The 17402-nt window shown below is 73.5% G+C and carries 25 protein-coding genes; 17 read left to right on the top strand and 8 right to left on the bottom strand.

Going from position 1 to position 17402, the window contains the following annotated elements:
* Positions 1–321: 321 nt before the first annotated feature.
* Together ABZV94_RS09690 and ABZV94_RS09695 are read right to left on the bottom strand one after the other, a co-directional pair.
* Positions 322–630 carry a hypothetical protein gene (locus ABZV94_RS09690; RefSeq protein ID WP_356339031.1) on the bottom strand — a complete coding sequence of 103 codons (309 nt, stop codon included), beginning with the start codon at positions 628–630 and terminating at the stop codon, positions 322–324.
* An 88-nt stretch (positions 631–718) separates the two neighbouring features.
* Positions 719–1048, bottom strand: coding sequence for a hypothetical protein (locus ABZV94_RS09695; RefSeq protein WP_356339033.1), 330 nt, complete (start codon positions 1046–1048; stop codon positions 719–721).
* 288 nt (positions 1049–1336) lie between these two features.
* On the opposite strand from ABZV94_RS09695, the gene ABZV94_RS09700 reads away from it, so the two are divergent.
* Positions 1337–2116, top strand: coding sequence for a maleylpyruvate isomerase family mycothiol-dependent enzyme (locus ABZV94_RS09700; protein ID WP_356339035.1), 780 nt, complete (start codon positions 1337–1339; stop codon positions 2114–2116).
* Between the two features lie 169 nt (positions 2117–2285).
* Here ABZV94_RS09700 and ABZV94_RS09705 read toward each other — a convergent pair whose 3' ends face one another.
* Entirely contained in the window at positions 2286–2507 is a 222-nt protein-coding gene (locus ABZV94_RS09705; protein ID WP_356339038.1) for a hypothetical protein, read from the bottom strand.
* 216 nt (positions 2508–2723) lie between these two features.
* Positions 2724–3680, bottom strand: a complete 957-nt coding sequence (locus ABZV94_RS09710) for a LysR family transcriptional regulator (protein WP_356339040.1) — start codon at positions 3678–3680, stop codon at positions 2724–2726.
* 71 nt (positions 3681–3751) lie between these two features.
* On the opposite strand from ABZV94_RS09710, the gene ABZV94_RS09715 reads away from it, so the two are divergent.
* The 5 genes from ABZV94_RS09715 to crcB (ABZV94_RS09735) all read left to right on the top strand — a co-directional run bounded on the left by ABZV94_RS09715 (position 3752) and on the right by crcB (ABZV94_RS09735) (position 7171).
* A complete protein-coding gene (locus ABZV94_RS09715) occupies positions 3752–4639 on the top strand; it encodes an SDR family NAD(P)-dependent oxidoreductase (RefSeq protein WP_356339042.1) in 888 nt (295 codons plus the stop codon).
* Between the two features lie 158 nt (positions 4640–4797).
* Positions 4798–5781, top strand: coding sequence for a phosphotransferase (locus ABZV94_RS09720; protein WP_356339044.1), 984 nt, complete (start codon positions 4798–4800; stop codon positions 5779–5781).
* Positions 5782–5955: 174 nt separating this feature from the next.
* Positions 5956–6447 (top strand): fluoride efflux transporter CrcB, encoded by a 492-nt coding sequence (crcB, locus tag ABZV94_RS09725; protein ID WP_356339047.1) that lies wholly within the window; start codon positions 5956–5958, stop codon positions 6445–6447.
* Positions 6444–6800 (top strand): DUF190 domain-containing protein, encoded by a 357-nt coding sequence (locus ABZV94_RS09730; RefSeq protein ID WP_356339049.1) that lies wholly within the window; start codon positions 6444–6446, stop codon positions 6798–6800. The genes crcB (ABZV94_RS09725) and ABZV94_RS09730 overlap by 4 nt, the downstream gene beginning before the upstream one ends.
* Positions 6797–7171: a fluoride efflux transporter CrcB gene (gene crcB, locus ABZV94_RS09735; protein WP_356339052.1), complete on the top strand. Its 375-nt coding sequence runs from the start codon at positions 6797–6799 to the stop codon at positions 7169–7171. Before ABZV94_RS09730 ends, crcB (ABZV94_RS09735) begins: the two co-directional genes overlap by 4 nt.
* Positions 7172–7185: 14 nt before the next feature.
* Here the strand turns inward: crcB (ABZV94_RS09735) and ABZV94_RS09740 are convergent, their stop codons facing one another.
* Positions 7186–7563, bottom strand: coding sequence for a fic family toxin-antitoxin system, toxin component (locus ABZV94_RS09740; protein WP_356339055.1), 378 nt, complete (start codon positions 7561–7563; stop codon positions 7186–7188).
* Positions 7563–7802 carry a hypothetical protein gene (locus ABZV94_RS09745; protein WP_356339057.1) on the bottom strand — a complete coding sequence of 80 codons (240 nt, stop codon included), beginning with the start codon at positions 7800–7802 and terminating at the stop codon, positions 7563–7565. The genes ABZV94_RS09740 and ABZV94_RS09745 overlap by 1 nt, the downstream gene beginning before the upstream one ends.
* Before the next feature lie 175 nt (positions 7803–7977).
* Here ABZV94_RS09745 and ABZV94_RS09750 point away from each other — a divergent pair, with 175 nt between their 5' ends.
* From ABZV94_RS09750 to ABZV94_RS09800, 11 genes are all read left to right on the top strand, one after another.
* On the top strand, positions 7978–8214 hold the full coding sequence (locus ABZV94_RS09750; RefSeq protein WP_356339059.1) for a CbtB-domain containing protein: 237 nt from the start codon (positions 7978–7980) through the stop codon (positions 8212–8214).
* A 13-nt stretch (positions 8215–8227) separates the two neighbouring features.
* Positions 8228–9016: a CbtA family protein gene (locus ABZV94_RS09755; RefSeq protein ID WP_356339061.1), complete on the top strand. Its 789-nt coding sequence runs from the start codon at positions 8228–8230 to the stop codon at positions 9014–9016.
* Between the two features lie 60 nt (positions 9017–9076).
* Positions 9077–9757, top strand: a complete 681-nt coding sequence (gene nthB / locus ABZV94_RS09760) for a nitrile hydratase subunit beta (RefSeq protein WP_356339064.1) — start codon at positions 9077–9079, stop codon at positions 9755–9757.
* Positions 9754–10353: a nitrile hydratase subunit alpha gene (gene nthA / locus ABZV94_RS09765; RefSeq protein ID WP_356339066.1), complete on the top strand. Its 600-nt coding sequence runs from the start codon at positions 9754–9756 to the stop codon at positions 10351–10353. Before nthB ends, nthA begins: the two co-directional genes overlap by 4 nt.
* Positions 10350–10724 (top strand): nitrile hydratase accessory protein, encoded by a 375-nt coding sequence (locus ABZV94_RS09770; RefSeq protein ID WP_356339069.1) that lies wholly within the window; start codon positions 10350–10352, stop codon positions 10722–10724. Before nthA ends, ABZV94_RS09770 begins: the two co-directional genes overlap by 4 nt.
* Positions 10725–10741: 17 nt before the next feature.
* On the top strand, positions 10742–11458 hold the full coding sequence (locus tag ABZV94_RS09775) for a hypothetical protein (protein WP_356339071.1): 717 nt from the start codon (positions 10742–10744) through the stop codon (positions 11456–11458).
* A gap of 183 nt (positions 11459–11641) precedes the next feature.
* Positions 11642–12688, top strand: coding sequence for a hypothetical protein (locus tag ABZV94_RS09780; RefSeq protein WP_356339073.1), 1047 nt, complete (start codon positions 11642–11644; stop codon positions 12686–12688).
* 108 nt (positions 12689–12796) lie between these two features.
* Positions 12797–13219 (top strand): organic hydroperoxide resistance protein, encoded by a 423-nt coding sequence (locus tag ABZV94_RS09785; RefSeq protein ID WP_356339076.1) that lies wholly within the window; start codon positions 12797–12799, stop codon positions 13217–13219.
* Positions 13220–13280: 61 nt separating this feature from the next.
* On the top strand, positions 13281–13769 hold the full coding sequence (locus tag ABZV94_RS09790; RefSeq protein ID WP_356339078.1) for a hypothetical protein: 489 nt from the start codon (positions 13281–13283) through the stop codon (positions 13767–13769).
* A 202-nt stretch (positions 13770–13971) separates the two neighbouring features.
* Positions 13972–15408: a rifampin monooxygenase gene (gene rox / locus ABZV94_RS09795; protein ID WP_356339080.1), complete on the top strand. Its 1437-nt coding sequence runs from the start codon at positions 13972–13974 to the stop codon at positions 15406–15408.
* 89 nt (positions 15409–15497) lie between these two features.
* Positions 15498–15737: a hypothetical protein gene (locus ABZV94_RS09800; RefSeq protein WP_356339082.1), complete on the top strand. Its 240-nt coding sequence runs from the start codon at positions 15498–15500 to the stop codon at positions 15735–15737.
* A 17-nt stretch (positions 15738–15754) separates the two neighbouring features.
* Here ABZV94_RS09800 and ABZV94_RS09805 read toward each other — a convergent pair whose 3' ends face one another.
* Positions 15755–16723 carry a DMT family transporter gene (locus ABZV94_RS09805; RefSeq protein ID WP_356339177.1) on the bottom strand — a complete coding sequence of 323 codons (969 nt, stop codon included), beginning with the start codon at positions 16721–16723 and terminating at the stop codon, positions 15755–15757.
* A 29-nt stretch (positions 16724–16752) separates the two neighbouring features.
* Entirely contained in the window at positions 16753–17343 is a 591-nt protein-coding gene (locus tag ABZV94_RS09810) for a TetR/AcrR family transcriptional regulator (protein WP_356339084.1), read from the bottom strand.
* Positions 17344–17402 lie beyond the last annotated feature (59 nt).

The raw sequence follows: 17402 nt of genomic DNA on the forward strand, positions 1-17402 counted from the left end.
GCGGAACAACTCCCACAACTCATCCGGCACCAACCGCTCGGCAAGACTCGTCATGCTCAACACAACGAGCCAAACCGCCAAAGGAAACGACGTCTAAGGGCCGGAGCCCGCCTACCCGCGCCACCCGGAACTCGACACGACCGGCCTGCGGGCGGACTGGCGCCTGGCGGACGGCACGTTCGTCGAGGCGCTGGGTCTCCTGACGAGGGAGGCGTACGCGGCGAAGGTCACGCGCACGGTCACGGCCGAGGACCTGCACCGCCTCCCGGAGATCTTCGCGGCCTGGATGTCACGCTGAGAGCAGGTGTTCCGGGCCGGCCGTCAGAGTCGGTAGGCGATTCTTTCGTCTCGGAGCGCTTTCAGTATCACCTGGAGCTCCTGCTTTCGCGCGAGGGAGCAGTCCGGGCTATTGATTTCCGCTTCGACCGTCGCGATGGCCTTGGCGTTCTGATTGCGAATCTCACGCTGCTCCAGCTTGGCGAATATCCAGCTCATCACGACGGTGAAGGCGATGGCGACAACCGGGGCAAGATAGAGAAACAGCTTGCCCCAGATGGTGTCGGGTCCCATGTTGTCGGCGAACGCGGCCAGGCCGATACCCGTTCCGGCCCCACCGAACGAAGCGTTCATCTGGTCGGCGTTGAAGACCCTACGGGGCTGAGAGGCCAGTACCGAGGCCCCGTTGCTTCCTGCGCCAGTCACTTGAGTCGACACAGGTTCAGCCCCCGGGAGTCCGTTCTTGGAGGTGCTTCAAGTACTCCGCGGCTTCCTTGGGGTTGGAGAGGTCCAGGTCCACTTGCACCCCTCCAACGGTCATGCGCGCTCTTCTGGGGTGCCGTGATCTCAGCCAGGCCACAGCCAGGCGGGACAAGGTGGAGAGAATTCCACCGAGCCCGGCGATAGCGCCAAGCGTTACGACGTCAAAGTCCATTTTCCCCCTAGCGACTACAGGTACCGATGTGTGCCCGGTACGTCGAGAGCGGACCTGCCATCCGCCCCTGCCACCATCGAGCCACCATCTTCCCCCCTGCGCAGCCGCCCTGACCACCGGTCAGCGACAAGTCGCCGAGGGCCGCGGTGAGGTCCGTCTTGCGGCCGGGGTGCGCGCGGGAGAACTGGGCCTGGCCCGCGGCTGATCGACACGGCTCGGGATGCGCCGGGACTCGGGCCGCGGTCCGGTGGGGCGGTGGGCGTGTGCCGTGGGGGGCGTACCGGGCCGCTCGGAAGCGACCGTGCTCCCCCCGCTTCGGCGGCCGGCTGCGGCGCGCCCCGGACGTTCCGGCGCCCGGTGCGAAATTCGCTTTCGCGTTGCCGGGCGCGGTGGTAGACACCCGGGGTGGAAAACACTTTCGAGTTCCCCGAGCTGCTGCGGCTCATCGACGAGCGGTCGACCGCGTTCCGTGCCGCGGTCGCCGCCGCGCCCAACCTCGACGCGCAGGTGCCGACCTGCCCCGAGTGGACCCTGTTCGACCTGGTGCGGCACATGGGCGAGGGGCGCCGCTCCTGGGCCGCCACCATCGCCGCGGGACCTGCCGCCCCGGGCAAGTGCGCACCGCGGGACGCCGAGCCGGCGCCCCGGGAGCGGGAGGCGCTGCTGGCCTGGTGGTCCGCGTCGACGCAGCAGCTCCAGGACGCGCTGCGGGAGGCCGGGCCGGATCGCGGGTGCTGGACGTGGTGGGCCACCTCGCAGTCGCCGCAGACCTGCGGTGCCGTCGCCCGGCACCAGCTCTACGAGATCGCGCTGCACACCTACGACGCCCAGATCACCGTCGGAGCCCCGCAGCCGCTGCCGGACGACGTGGCACTCGACGGTGTCGACGAGTTCCTGTCCACCTGCTGCACGACGACGGGCCCCTGGCCGCACAGGCCCGCCACCGTCGACTACCACGCGACCGAGGGCCGCTCCTGGCGCCAGTCGCTGTCCGCCGACGGCGCACGGGTCACCCGGATCCCCGTCACCGCTGCCGGCGAGGACCCGGACGCGGTCGACGCCTCCGCCCGGGGCACGGCCTACGAGCTGCTCCTCACCCTGTACGGCCGTGTTCCGGTGGACTCCCTGAAGCTCGAAGGCGACCGGCACCTGTTCGACCTGCTCGAGGCCTGGGAACCGGAGTAGGAGCCGACGGCGCGCCGCCCCCGGCGGATGGCCGGCCAAGGCGAACGCGCCGTCGTCGCGCGGCAGTCGGCCGCTCAGGTCCGGCCAGGCGCGGGGTCACGTCGTCCCCGAGCCGCCGCCCGGCGACGCGCGGGAGCGCGCCTCGGGCCGGTGACCGGGCCCGGCGGTCCTACAGCTTGGTCATCTTGGCGTAGGGGCTCAGGATCCGCAGTTGTTGCGGGCCGAAGTCCACGAGCGCCGCGATTCCGTCCTCGATGCCGATGACCCGCCCGAGGCCGTGCACGTCGTGCGTGACCTGGTCGCCCACGGCGAAGTGCTTGGGAGCCCGCGGGACGGGGGCCTTGAAGGGGCTGGTGGGCAGGTGACGCTTCGGCGCAGCAGGCTGTGTCATGCCTCAGTATGAGCCCACGGGGCTCCCCTTCGCTGTGGCCGTTGGCACAGATCCGGGCAGGAAAAACCGGGTCACGCCGCTGACCTGCGGTTTGAGGATCTGCGAGGCGTAAATCGGTCGCGGATCCCGTTCGCTGCCCCTGGCCGCCGGCACCTGTCGCTCCCGCGGTGGGCGCCGGGCGCGGCCGGGCCGACGAGGCCACCGCCCGCGCCGTCCTCACGGCGACGACGACGGCGACGGCGAGGTCGGCGGTGCGGGTGCCTCCACGTCGAGGGCCGCCGCGCGGAGGGCCGCTGCCACGCGGGTGACCGGGTCCGTCGGCGGCTGGGGCAGTCGGGCCAGGAGCACCCGCCGCTGTTCCTGGGGCCCGCCGCGGACCGGCAGGACGCGCACACCGGGTGGCGCGGCGGCGGCGAGGGCGGCCGGCACGGTGGTCAGCCCGCAGCCGGCGGCGACGAGGTGAAGCTTGGCGAGCCAGTCGCGCGCGGTGTGCGCGATCTCCGGCCGCTCGTCCAGGCCCGGCCACACCCCCATCAGCTGGTCCTCGCCCGAGGAGGGCCCCGCGATCCAGCGCCGGCCGCGCAGGTCGGCCACGTCGACGAAGTCACCGCGCGCCAGTGGATGGCCCGTGGGCACGGCCAGACACAGCGCGCGTTCGGTGAGGGTGCGCACGACGAGCGGGGGCGACTCGGCGTCCGGCGGCCGGAACGGCGGCGCGGACGCGAGCAGGGCCAGGTCGAGGCTGCCGGCCCGCAGGGCGCGCACCAGCGCGGGTGTGCTGCCCTCCCGGCCGACGACCCGGAGGCCGGGGTCGGTGCGGCGCAGTGCCGTCAGGGCGCGCGGCAGCAGGACGGCTCCGGCGCTCGGGAACCAGCCCAGGCGGACCGTCCCGGCCTGTCCGGGCAGGCCCGACAGTTCCCTGGCGGTCGCGTCGATCTCGTCCAGTACGACCGTCGCCCGGCGCATGACGACACGGCCGGCCGCGGTGAGCCGTACGCCGTCGCGGCGCCGTTCCAGCAGCCCGGCGCCCGCGGCCCGTTCGAGCGCGGCGATCTGCCGTGACACCGCGGACTGGGTGTAGCCGAGCGAGGCGGCGGCCGCGGTGAAGGTTCCCTGCTCGGCGACGGCGCGGAAGACGCGCAGCGCGGTGAGTGACACATCCGTGAAGTCCATGACGATTCCGCATGCTAGCTGTGCCTCGATGTCGTTGGACTCATGGATACGGCGTTCCTAGCGTGGTGTCCATGAACGCTTCGCGCATCGCCCTCGTGACGGGCGCCAACCAGGGACTGGGCCGCGCCCTCGTGGAGGGACTGGCGGCCCGCATGCGCCCGGCCGACCTGGTCCTGCTCACCGGCCGCGACCCGCGGCGGGTGGCGGACGCCGCCCGCGAGGCCGGGCGGCTGCCCGGCAGCCGCGCCCGGGTCGAGGGCCGGGTCCTGGACGTCACCGACACCGACGCCATCGCCCGCCTCGCCGAGGATCTCCGCGCCCGGCACGGAGGCGTCGACGTCGTCGTCTCCAACGCGGTGGCGCGCGTGCTGCCCGGCGAGTCACAGGCCGCGCGGGCCGACGAGTTCATCGACGTCTCGAACACCGCAACCCACGCCGTCCTGCGCTCCTTCGGTCCCGTGCTGCGCCCGGGCGGCCGGCTGCTCGTCGTGGCCAGCAGCCTGGGCACCCTCGGCCACCTCGACCCCCGGCTGCACCACCTCTTCGACGGCGCGAGCCTCGACCAGGTCGAGGACGCCGTCGAGTCATGGCGCACCGCTGTCCACCACGGGACCGCGCGGGAGGCGGGGTGGCCGCTGTGGCTGAACGTCCCGTCGAAGGTGGCGCAGGTCGCCGCCGTCCGCGCGGTCGCCGCCGAACGCCGGGAACAGGACCTCGCGACGGGCACGCTGATCGCGGCCGTGTGCCCCGGCATGGTCGACACCGCGACCTCCCGCCCCTGGTTCAGCGACTACAGCGGGGCCCAGTCACCGGCCCGGGCCGCCGAAGCCGTACTCGACCTGGTGCTCGCCGAGCATGTCGATCCCGCCCTGTACGGCGAGCTGGTCCGCTTCGGCGAGCCCTTGCCCTGGTACGGCGGCACACCCCCGGTGGAACAGGACCGGCTGCTCACGCCCTGAGGCACCGCTGCGCGTTCGGGTGGGGTCCCGGGGTGGCCCGCCGGAAGAGGTGCCGAGTCGCCCCCCGAGGTCGAGTCGCCCCACCGATATCGAGTCGCCCCCCGCTCGACGCTCCCGTAGGGTGCCCGGGTCGGCGCGGCGGAGGGGCGGGCGGGGACATGGCATCCGGGGCAGTGACGCGGGAGCGGTTGGCGGGTGCGGCTCGGGCCGCGCTGGGGGGCGGACGGCGGCTGGCGGGGGTCGAGCGGCTCGCGGGCGGCAGAAAGAAGGGCGTGTACCGGCTGGTGATGGACGACGCGTCGACGGCGGTCGCGTACGTGTGGGACGACGACGAGAACCACTGGCCGGCAACCCCCGGCGACGACGACCTCACCGACCCGTTCTCGCCCGGTCTCGGCCTGGACGTGTTCGAGGCCGCGCACGCGCGGCTGGACGGGCTGGGCGTGCGGGTTCCCGCGATCCGCCTGGTCGAGCGGGCCGGCGTCCGCGGCCCGTCCGATGTCGCGGTCGTGGAGGACGTCCGGGGGGAGAACCTGGAGGACCTGCTCGCGCGCGATCCCCTCGCCGCCGCCCCGGTCGTGGACCGGCTCGGGGAGGCACTGGAGGCGATGCGCCGTCACCGGGCCCCCCGCTACGGCAAGGTGGCCGTGATCGACGGCGGGGGGACGTCACGCGGGACGTCGTGCGAGGGGGTCGTTCTCGCCCGGGCCCTGCGGGACCTGGCGGAGGCCGCCTCGCGTGATCCGCGGATCGCCGCGGCCCGCGCCCGGCTGGAGGAGCGGCTGCGGGATCTGGCGGGCGCGGTGCGGCCCCGTGAGGAGTACGCGGTCGTCCACGGCGAGCTGGGACCCGACCACGTCCTGGTCGACGCGGACGGCCGTCCCGTCGTGATCGACATCGAGGGCACCCTGTACTTCGACGTCGAATGGGAGCACGTCTTCCTGCGGATCCGCCTGGGCGAGGGGTACGGGCCGCTGGCGGTGGCCGGCCTGGACGAGGACCGGCTCGCGCTCTACCTGCTGGCGCAGCGGCTCTCGCTGACGGCGGGGCCGCTGCGGCTGCTCGACGGGGACTTTCCCGACCGGGCGGCGATGGCGGGCATCGCCGAGCACAACCTGCGGGCGGCGCTCGGTCTCTGCTGATCCCTCGATTACCCCTCGGTTACCCTGGTCAGCAGCGGCAGCCCGGACCAGGCGCTCGCGCGGCGGTGGGACTCGCCGTACCGGAAACCGCGGCACCGACGCCGCCGACAGTCCCTGCTTGTGACCGCACGCCCCCGCATGCCGGGCGGCTGCGCGAGTAGGAGACACGCATCCATGACAGCTCCACGCGACCGGATCACGGAGCCCGCCGTTCCCGGCGTCGATCCGTCGGCTCCCACGTGGCGCCGGAGAATCGTCGACGGGCAGGCGCCCGTGATTGCGGTCGTCGCGGCCGGCGGCGCGCTGGGGGCCACGGCCCGTTACGGCGCCTCCCTGCTGTGGCCGACCGCCGCCGACGCCTTCCCCTGGACCATCCTCCTGGTGAACGCGTCGGGCTGTGCGGTGATCGGTGTCTTCATGGTCGTCATCACGGAGGTGTGGGCCGCGCACCGGCTGGTACGCCCCTTCTTCGGCACCGGCGTCCTGGGCGGATTCACGACCTTCTCCACCTACAGTGTCGACATCCAGCAGCTGGTGCAGAGCGGTCACGCCCGCACCGGCCTGGCCTACCTGGCCGCCACCCTGGTCGCCGCGCTGGCGGCCGTGTGGCTCGCGGCGGCGGCGACCCGCCGTCTGATCGCGTGGCGGACGAGGAGGACGAAGTGACCAGGCTGCACGGTTCCGCGCTCCGTCTGACCGTTTTCGTCGGCGAGGGCGACACCTTCCGTCACAAGCCGCTGTACGGCGAGATCATCCAGCGCGCCCACGAGGCCGGGCTGGCCGGCGCGAGCGCGTTCAAGGGCATCGAGGGGTACGGCGCCTCCTCCTTGATCCACACCAGCCGACTGCTGTCGCTCAGCGAGGACCTGCCCGTGGCGATCGTCATCGTGGACGACGCGGCCCGGGTGCGCGCCTTCCTGCCCCAACTGGACGACCTGGTCACGAAGGGGCTGGTGGTCCTCGACGAGTGCGAGGTCATCCGCTACGTGGGACGTGAGAGGGAGAAGCAGGCGCAGTGAACTGGCTCCTCGTCATCGCCGGCGCCGCGGTCGGGGCGCCGCTGCGGTACCTGACCGACCGCGCCGTACAGGCCCGGCACGGCACCGTCTTCCCCTGGGGCACCTTCGTCGTCAACGTGACCGGCTGCCTGATCCTGGGGCTGCTGTCCGGCGCCGTCACCTACGGCGCCGCCTCCCACTCGGTGCAACTGCTGCTCGGCACCGGGTTCTGCGGCGCCCTGACCACGTACTCGACCTTCTCCTACGAGACGCTGCGGCTGGCCGAGGCCGGCGCCCGGTTCTTCGCCGCGGCCAACGTGGTCGCCAGCGTGGTCACCGGCCTCGGCGCCGCGTTCATGGGCACCGCCGTCGCGCAGGCCATCTGGTCCTGATTCCGGACGGGCGGTCAGGTCGTCCGGGGCCAGGTGCGCAGCAGGGCGGCGATCGCCGGTGCGGTGCACAGGGGGTCCCGCAGGAGGTCGCGCAGGGCCACGGCGTCGTCACGGGTGGGCTTGACCGGGATGCCGGAGGCTTCGAGGTACATCACGCCCGTGGCAGCGGCGACGGCCATGTTGGAGCGCTCCAGCCAGCGGCAGCGGCCCAGGACGTGCACGAGTGCGGCGGCCCGGGCGTAGGGGCCGTCGTAGACGGGTCGTTCCAGCAGTTCCGCGCGGTGGCAGGCGACGGCGGCCACCGGCACGCCGTAGTCCTCGGGGGCCGGGTCCCGCGCGCCGGCCAGCTCCGCGACCTCGAGGATCCACGGGACGTCGATGTACAGCTCCATCACGCCGCGTGGGCGCCCGGGGTGCCCCGGTCCGCCTCCTCGGCCGCGTCGAAGACGGCCTGGTGCTCGTCGAGGAAGCGCCGGGCGGCGTCCATGCCGCGCTGCCGCAGTCCGCCGGTGTCGTCCCGTACCAGGGAGGCGATGTAGTCGCCGACGCTCAGGCCGCGGTCCTTGGCCCGGGCCCGGGCCAGTTCCGCGATCTCCTCGTCGACGCGCGCGCCCAGCTGTGTCTTCGCCATCCCTGGATGGTAACAGCTGTTACCAGAGCGGGGGGCGGTTTTCCGGAACCGGGAAGCGGTGCGCGCCTTCCCATTAGGAGCATATGCTCGTACTGTGGTCCGCAGACCTCGACCGCCCCGGCCCGAGGCCGGTCCGCCTCCCCCAGCGCTGCCCTCACGCCCCAAGGAGCCCCCCATGTCGTATCCGCCCCTGTCCGCAGCCGGTGGCAGCCTCGCGGTGGCGGCGCGTCCGCTGCGCGACGGCGCCGTCGTCACCGCCGCCGTCGCTCTCGCCCTGCTCGCGCTGTACGCCGTCTTCCTGGACCAGGGACACCTGCTGTCCCCCGTCCTCGGCAAGGTCGCCACCAGCGCGAACTACCTGCACGAGTTCGCCCACGACGGCCGGCACCTGCTCGGCGCCCCCTGCCACTGATGAGGTACCGCACATGAGTCCCGTCATGAGGCTGCTGGGCCGCGGCGCGGTCGCGGGGAGCGCGGCCGGCCTGCTCAGCGGAGGATTCTCCTGGCTCCTCGTCGAGCCGCTGATGGACCGCGCCGTGCGCGGGGAGACGGCCCGCGAGGCCGCCGAGCACTCCGACCACGCCGGTCATCACGCGGAGGTCTTCTCCCGGGCCATCCAGCACGCCGGGCTGCTGGTGGCGACGGCCGTCACCGGCCTGGCCCTGGGCCTGCTCCTCGCCGTCGCCCATCTGCTGCTGCACCGGCGCGACCCCGGCACCGAGGCCTGGCCGCGGGCGACGTGGCTGGCCGCCGCGGGGTTCACCGGCCTGTGGCTGCTGCCGTTCGTGCGCTACCCGTCGAACCCGCCCGGAGTCGGCGACCCCGGCACGGTCGGCCCGCGCACGCAGGCCTGGCTCGGGGCGATCGCCATCGGCCTGATCGGCGTGGCCCTGGCCTGGGCCCTGCACGGCCGTCTTGCCCGCCTCGGGCACGGCGCACCGGCCCGGCAGCTCTGTGTCGCGGGGGTCCTCGGCGCGGCGACGGCGGCACTGTTCACCCTGCCGGACAATCCGGACGCCCTGGACGTCCCGGCCGCACTGCTGTGGGACTTCAGGCTCTGGTCGGTCGCCACCGCGCTGCTGCTCTGGGCGACGCTCGGTACGGCGTTCGGGCTGCTGGGCGAGCGGGCCGCCCGCCGCTCCTCGCGGAGGGCACCCCGCAGCGGGGCCGCAGGAGCCCGCACGGCGCCGGTCGAGCCACCCGCCCGGATCTGATCGACCATGTCCCTTGGATACACATATCCCCTGGAAAGCCGTTTTTACGAAAGGTCAGTCATGGACGGTATTGCCGACATGGGGGGCACCCCGGGATGGGGCGCCCTCAGCCCGCCGAGGGCCGACGAACCCGTCTTCGCGCAACGCTGGCAGGGCCGGGCGTTCGCGCTGGCGCTCCTCTCCAGCCGCATCGCCTGCGGCGGCTACAACGCGGACGCCTTCCGGCACGCCCTGGAGCGCCTGGACCGGGCCGCCTACCTGGACGACGGCTACTTCGGGCGCTGGCTCAACGGCGCCGAGCTGATGCTCACCGAAAGCGCCACCCTGGCACCGGGCGCGATCGACGCCCGCGCCCGCAATCTGCGGGGCGAGCACGTCGAAGAGCCACCCGTCCCGGCCCCGCGACCCGACTACGCGCCGACCGCCGCACCGCTCGGCGCCGGCTCGCTGCGCTCCGTGGACACGGCCCCGGCCTTCACCGCCGGAGAGCGCGTGCGGACCAAGGGCGAGCCGGTGCCCGGACACACGCGGCTGCCGGCCTACGTGCGCGGGCACACCGGTGTCGTCGAGCGCGTCCAGCCCGCCTCCGTGCTGCCGGACACCAACGCGCACTTCCTGGGCGAGAACCCGCAGCACGTCTACTCGGTGCGGTTCGACTCCCGCGAGCTGTGGGGCGCCGACGCCGCACCCTTCGCACTCACCGTCGAGATGTACGAGAGCTACCTGGAGAAGACCTCATGACCACCACCAGCGGGACGGGCGACCGCCTTCCCCCCTCCCTGCGCACGGAAGCACTGGAGCAGCTGCTCACCGAGCGCGGACTGATCGACCCCAGGACGATGGACGGGATCATCACCACGTACGAGACCAACGTGGGTCCGCTCAACGGCGCGAAGGTCGTCGCCAAGGCGTGGACGGACCCGGAGTACCGGCGCCGGCTGCTGGAGGACGGCACGGCGGCCATCAAGGAGCTCGGCTTCTCCGGCGCGCAGGGCGAGCACATCGTCGTGGTGGAGAACACGGCGACCACCCACCACGTCGTGGTCTGCACGCTGTGCTCGTGCTACCCGTGGCCGGTGCTGGGCCTGCCGCCGAGCTGGTACAAGGACCCCGCCTACCGCTCCCGCGTGGTCCGGGAGCCGCGCACCGTGCTGTCCGAGATGGGGCTCGACCTCGACGACGACGTCCGCATCACCGTCCACGACTCCACCGCCGAGGTGCGCTGGCTCGTGCTGCCGGAGCGTCCGGCCGGAACCGAGCACCTGTCCGAGGAGGAACTCGTGCCTCTGGTGACGCGGGACGCGATGGTCGGCGTGGCGAAGGTGGCGGCACCGTGAGCGCGCCCCTGGAGATCGAGGGACCGGCCGCACCGCCGCGCTCCAACGGCGAGCTGGTGTTCGCCGAGCCGTGGGAGAGCCGCGCCTTCGGCATGGCCGTCAGCCTGTACGAGGCCGGCGCGTTCACCTGGCCCGAGTTCCAGGCCGCGCTGGTCGCCCGGATCAGGGCCTGGGAGTCCACGGCGGCCCCGGACGAACCCTACGCGTACTACCGGCTCTGGCTCGCCGCCCTGGAGGACGTCGTCGCCGGCCTGTGCGCCGTGACGCCGGAGGAGGTCACCGCCCGCGCCGAGACCCTGGCCCAGCGCCCCGCCGGCCACGACCACGACCCCTCCGACGACCACTCCCACCCGCACCCGCACCCGCACTGAGACCTCAGGAATCCTTCATGACACTCCGGAGCAAGCTGCTCCCGGCCGTGGCGGCACTGACCGCGGCCGGTGGCCTCGCGACAGCGGGAACGGTGGCCGCCGACGCGGCCACCGCCGGGTGCGGCGACCGCTGCATCCAGGTCTACAGCGCGCGGTACGGCACGGCCACGCACCCCCGTCTGGTGGAGACCGTGCACCGAGGAGTGGCGGAGGCCGGCCGGCCCACCGTCATGCGCCCCGTCAGCACCACCGACCCGGCCGGGGACATCGTCGGCCACCGAGCGGGACTGGTCTCCGACTTCCACAAGGACGGCCTGCTGTCCGCGGAGGTGAACCGGCACTACGGCACTCTGCGTGCGGTGGAGGTCGAGTACGCGCCGCACGGCGAGCCCACCGGCCTGTGCGCGGGCCTGGCCGTCACCGCGTACCAGGACGAGGGCCTCACCCTGCAGAAGTGCGGGACTTCCAGCAGGACCGTCTGGATCATCGACACCGCGGATTCGCCCGCGACCGCCTCCCAGGGGCACTTCCCCCTGGTCAACGGCTCGACCACGGACTTCGCGCACCCGTACGCGATGACCTTCACCCACGCCTCCCCGCGCCACGGCGGCTCCGGCGAGCGTGATCACCGGGCCTGTGTGCCCGGGCAGATCCGGGTCGCCAGGCTCATGGGCAACCCGTCCCACGTGCCCGCCGGTCAGCTGTGGGGCACGACCAAGCAGGCGGCCGAGTAGGCGGCCGAGTAGGCGGGCTTACGCGGTCGGTCCAGAACGCGCGGGCCCATGGCAGGGGTTCCGTCCTTGCCCTCAGCCAAATAGGAGCATATGCTCGTAAATCACGTCGCACCCTGCGCGGCCCCGCAGACACCCCCGCGACACCCCCGCGCACTCCACGCCCCACCGTCAGAAAGCCACACCATGGAAACCCCCGTCGGATCCGCGCCCGAGCACCGGCAGACACGCTCCGCGGCGGCCGAGCCCGCCCCGGGCACTCGCACCGCCGTCCACCGCCGGCCGCCGGTGAGGGTCTGGCTGCAACCGGCCCTCATCGCCCTGATCGTCGTGGCGGCCTTCGTCAGCTGCTACGTGGGGCTCCAGCGCGACCCGCAGCCGCACCACGTCCCCCTCGCCGTCGCCGGTACCGACCTGGCGGGCGGGATACACCGGGCGCTCGGCGACAGCGTCGGGGTGCGCCCCGCCGCCGACGCCGGCGCGGCCCACCGGGCCCTGGAGCACCACGACGTCGCCGCCGCGCTCAGCACCGACGGTCCGGGCCGGCTGCGCCTGGAGGTGGCGGGAGCCAACGGCACGTCCACCACAGCCGCCGTGAAGTCCCTCGTCGGCGCCTACGCCCAGGGCGCGGGCCTGCGCCTTGCCACCGAGGACGTCCGGCCACTGGCCCACTACGACGCCCGCGGGCTGGCCGGCTTCTACCTGGCCTTCGGCGTCACCCTGGCGGGCTTCGTACTGGGCTCGAACGCCGTCGGCCTGACCGGACTCCTGCGCCTGCGCCACCGGTTCTGGCTGCTGACCGGCGCCTCCGCGGCCATCGGCACCGTGGCCGCGATCATCGCGGGGCCGGTCCTCGGAGCGGTTCCGGCACCGGTCGTCCCGTTGATCGCCACCCTGGCCCTGCTGGCGGCGGCGGCCGCCTTCACCACCAAACTGCTCGGCACCTACCTCGGCCCCGTCGGGCTCCCGGTCGCCACCCTCCTGCTCCTCACGGTCGGCAACGCCACCAGCGGCGCCACCATCGGGGCGGACCTGCTGCCCGCCGCGGCCCGGGCCGTCTCCGCGCTGCTGCCCCCCGGCGCCGCCGTCCGTGCCATCGCCGACCTCAGCTACTTCCACGGCGCGCACGCGGTGGGACCCGTCGTGACGCTGGCCCTGTGGGCCGTCCTCGCCGGGCTGCTGCTCGTCCCGCGTGCCCTCCTGGAACGGCGGCGCGCGTCCGCCACCGCCTGACCCCGCCCCGCCCCGGGGCGGTCGGCCCGCTGCCGCAGACCCCCAACCAATGTCCCCCAACCAATTCCCAGAACCGATTCCCAGAACCGATTTCCCGAAGGAACAGTGATGACCACCACCTACACCGCGACGGTCGGTGTCACCGGCGAAGGCCGCAACGGCGGCCGGGTCCGCTCCGACGACGGCCTGCTGGAGACCGACCTCTCCCTCCCCAAGGAACTCGGCGGCGCCGGCACCGCGACCAACCCCGAGCAGCTCTTCGCCGCCGGGTGGGGGGCGTGCTTCCTCGGCGCCGTGCGCCGCGCCGCCGCCGACCGCAAGGTCCGGCTGGCCGGCACCGCGATCACCACCGAGATCACCCTGCTGCACGAGGACGGCGGGTACTCCCTGGCCGCCGTGCTCAACCTGGAACTCGGCGGCGTCGACCAGGCGACGGCTGACGAACTCGCCCGTGCCGCGCACCAGCTGTGCCCCTACTCCAAGGCCACCCGCGGCAACATCCCCGTGACCGTCAACGCCGTCGCGGTCTGACCCAGCGGGCCGGTCGCCTCCGGCCGGACCACGCACATCCATGAACGAAGAGAGAGCACACATGCCGGACATCACCGCGACACGCAGGGCGCGCTACCTGCTGGCCGCCGCCGGAGCGGCCGTGGCCGTCGTCGGCGGTGCGGCGCTCGCACCGTCGGCGTCGGCCGACGCGAAGCCGCCCGCGAAGACCTTCGAACTGGTCGGCAGGCAGACCTCCTCCGGGGAGGTCGATCTGGGGGAGCCGGGCATCAGCGTGGGCGATCAGCGGATCGTGCACGAGGACCTCTACCGCGACGGCGAGAAGGTGGGCGATCACAGCTCGGCCTGCACCTTCACCCAGGTCAGCCCGGCCGCCCTCCAGTGCATCGGCACCTTCGCGCTTCCCGAGGGGCAGTTCACCGCGCAGTCGCTGCTGCACCTGCCCGCCCCGTCCTCCGTCGACGTCGGCATCACCGGCGGTTCGGGCGCCTACAGCACCGCCCAGGGGTTCGTCCACACCGTTCCCGCGGGCGCCACCGAGCGGCACTTCACCGTCCACCTCCGGCACTGAGGCGTACGGGACCGGCCCGGGTGGGAGCGGCCGGCACACGGCACACCGGCACATGAGAAAGGCACACATGAGAAAGGCAAGGAGGTCATGCGCTCCTTGCCACTCTCAACGTATAGCGCACGGGGGGTCTTGCGGCAAGGCCCCGGTGATGTTGCAGAATCGCCGGCCTCGACCAGAACCTGCGGAAAACGGGGGGGCCTTGATGATCGACGTGCTCGTGGTCGGCGGCGGACCGACCGGCTTGATGCTGGCCTGCGAACTGCGGCTGCACGGCGTACACGTGGTGGTGCTGGAGAAGCTGACCGAGCCGACCGCACAGTCCCGCGGACGCGGTCTGCACGCGCGCAGCGTGGAGATGATGGACCAGCGCGGCCTGCTCGACCGGTTCCTGGCGGCCGGTGAGAAGTTCCGGGTCGGCGGGCTCTTCGGCGGCGTGATGAAGCCGTGGCCGGACCGGCTGGACACCGCTCATCCGTACGGCCTCGCCATCTCCCAGCAGGCCACCGAGCGGCTGCTGAACGAACGTGCCCTGGAGACCGGGGCCGAGATCCGGCGGGGCCGCGAGGTGGTCGGGCTGAGCCAGGACGCGGACGGGGTGACGGCCGAACTCGCGGACGGCACGCGGCTGCGCTCGCGGTACCTCGTGGGCTGCGACGGCGGCCGCAGCACGGTGCGCAAGCTGCTCGGCGTCGGTTTCCCCGGCGAGCCCTCCAAGGTTGAGACGCTGCTGGGGGACATGGAGGTGACCGAGGACCCGGAGACGATCGCCGCCGTCGTCGAGGAGGTCCGAAAGACCCAGCTGCGGTTCGGTGCCCTTCCCGACGTGGACGGGAACAAGGGCGTGTACCGCATCGGCGTGCCCGCCGACGGGGTGGCGGAGGACCGTACGGCCGCGCCGACCCTGGAGGAGTTCAAGGCGCGGCTGCGGGCCGTCGCGGGCACCGACTTCGGGGCGCACTCCCCGCGCTGGCTGTCCCGGTTCGGTGACGCCACCCGGCAGGCCGAGCGCTACCGGTCCGGCCGGGTGCTGCTGGCCGGCGACGCGGCGCACATCCACCCGCCGACCGGGGGGCAGGGGCTCAACCTCGGCGTCCAGGACGCGTTCAACCTCGGCTGGAAACTGGCCGCCGAGGTGGCCGGCTGGGCGCCGGAGGGCCTGCTGGACAGCTACCACGCCGAACGGCATCCGGCGGGCGCCGCCGTCCTGGACAACACGCGGGCCCAGATGACGCTGCTGGGGACCGATCCGGGGGCGACGGCGCTGCGGGAGCTGTTCGGCAGGCTGATGGACTTCGAGGAGGTGAACCGGTACATCACGGGGATCATCACCGCGGTCGACGTCCGCTACGACCTCGGCGAGGGGCACGACCTGCTCGGCCGGCGCCTGCGGGACGTCCAGCTGAAGCGGGGCCGCCTCTACGGTCTGATGCACGGCGGACGGGGCCTGCTGCTCGACCGGACCGGCCGGCTCTCGGTGGCGGGCTGGGCGGACCGGGTCGACCATGTCGCCGACGTCAGCGAGGAACTGGACGTGCCCGCGGTGCTGCTGCGGCCGGACGGCCATGTGGCCTGGGTCGGCGAGGACCAGGGGGATCTGTCCGGCCACCTGTCCCGGTGGTTCGGCGCGGCCGTGGAGTGAGCGGGCGGGCGGCTGCGGTCGCGGTCACCGCAGCCGCCGGCACGAGGTGCTGACGGGCGCCCCGGTGATGCCCTGCATAGCATCCTTGTGTGACAGACATTCCGGATGAATTGGTCGAGCTGGAGCGCTCCTGTGAAGCGGAGCGCGCGAAGCTGGCCGGACTGTGCGGTGAGCAGTACGACGCCCAGTGGCGGGCGTGGCGAGGGGCGGCCGAGGCGTTCCAGACCGCCCTGTCCGCGTATGCGGTGCGGGAGGGCGGATCGCGGTACGAGCTGGAGCAGGCCGTGAAGCAGGCGGTCCGGCACACGCAGGAGGACCCGGCGCCGTAACCGCGTGCCGGCCGCCCTCACCCGGTGCTGTTCTCCCGGTCGGGGGCCGTGGCGGGGCCGGCCGTGACCGGCGTGGCTTCTTCGCGGGGCGCTCCGGCCGGGCCCTCGGCGTGCCTGCGCCGGCGGGGTGCGGCGGTGAGGACGATCAGGCAGGCGATGACCAGGGCCGTCCCCGCCCAGCCCGCGGCGGGGAGGCGTTCGCCGACGACCAGGACCGCGAGTACGGCCGCGACGGCCGGCTCCAGCAGGGAGAGCGTGGTGGCGGTGCTGGCCGGTACGTGCGCGAGACCCCGGCCGAACAGGACGTAGCCGGTGAACATGGGGATCACGGCCATGTACGCGCCGACCGCCGCGTTGGGCCAGGAGGCGATGAGCGGGGCGCCGGTGGTCAGGAGGACGGGCAGCAGGAGCAGTCCGCCGAGTCCGAAGACGGCGCCCATCGCCGCGCGGGAGGGGATCCGGCGGGTGATGAGCCGGTGCGCGGCCCACGAGTAGAGGGCGTAGGTGGCGGCGGCGACCAGGCCGAGGCCCACTCCGAGGAGCGTGGCGGCCACGGACGCCCGGCCCGTGCCCTCCCCCGGGTGCGCGGCCTCGGCGACGCACAGCAGGGCGGTGCCGAGCAGGCCCAGGGCGGCGGCGCTCGACCAGCGGCGGGTGAGCCGGCGGCCGTCCACGACGCGTTCGATCAGGGCCGAGGCGAGCGGGGCGGTGCCGAGGGACACCACGGTGCCCACGGCGACTCCGGCCAGGTGCATCGAGCTGTAGAACGCCAGGGGGTACACCGCGACGGAGGCGGCGCCGAGCAGTACTGTGCCGCGCTGCCCGCGCAGCCGGGGTGCGTGGTGGGCGATCGGCCGGGCGGCGACGAGGGCCTGGAGGAGTCCGCCCAGGCCCATGGCGACGGCGCCGATGGCGAGCGGGCCGACCTGCGGGGCGAACGTGGCGGCCGTACCCGTCGTACCCCACAGGACGGAGGCCGCCAGCACGCACAGCGCGCCGGTCCCGGCGGACCGGCTCACAGCCGGTCCAGGAGGGTCGCCGCCATGGCGCGGGCGTGCCGGAGGCGGTCGCCGTCGCCCTCCAGGCCGGCGCGGGCCATCGCTCCCTCCAGGAGGAAGGCGAGGTGCTCGGCCGTCGCCCGGGCCTCCTCGGGGCGCCCGGGCAGCAGCTCCTCCAGGTGGCCGGCGATCAGCCGCTCCACCTCCTCCTTGTGGGCGCGCACCACGGCCCGGCCCTCGTCGCCGGCCGGCAGCTCGGCGGCGGCGTTGAGCAGTCCGCAGCCGCGGAAGCCGCGCTCGTAGGCGAAGGCCGCGTGGTCGGCGTAGGCGTCGAACACCGCGAGCACGCCCTCCCGCGGGTCCCGGGCGTGCTCCAGCCGGGCCCGGTACAGGCCGAGCCACTCCTCGTGCCGGGCGTCCAGGTAGGCCCTGACGAGGTCGGCCTTGGAGGAGAAGTTGTTGTACAGGCTCATCTTCGCCACGCCGGCCTCGGCGGTGATCGTGTCGATGCCCGTCGCCGCCACGCCGTCGGCGTAGAAGCGGCGGGCCGCCGCCGCGAGGAGGCGTTCGCGGGCCGGTCGCCGCCGCGCGCTGTCCGTGGTGCTCACGTCTGTCTCGCCCGTCTCTCTAGGTAGGTCGGTCTACCTAGAATAAGCGGACGGGCGAG

This window comes from Streptomyces sp. NPDC004658, assembly GCF_040609555.1.
Lineage (GTDB): Bacteria > Actinomycetota > Actinomycetes > Streptomycetales > Streptomycetaceae > Streptomyces.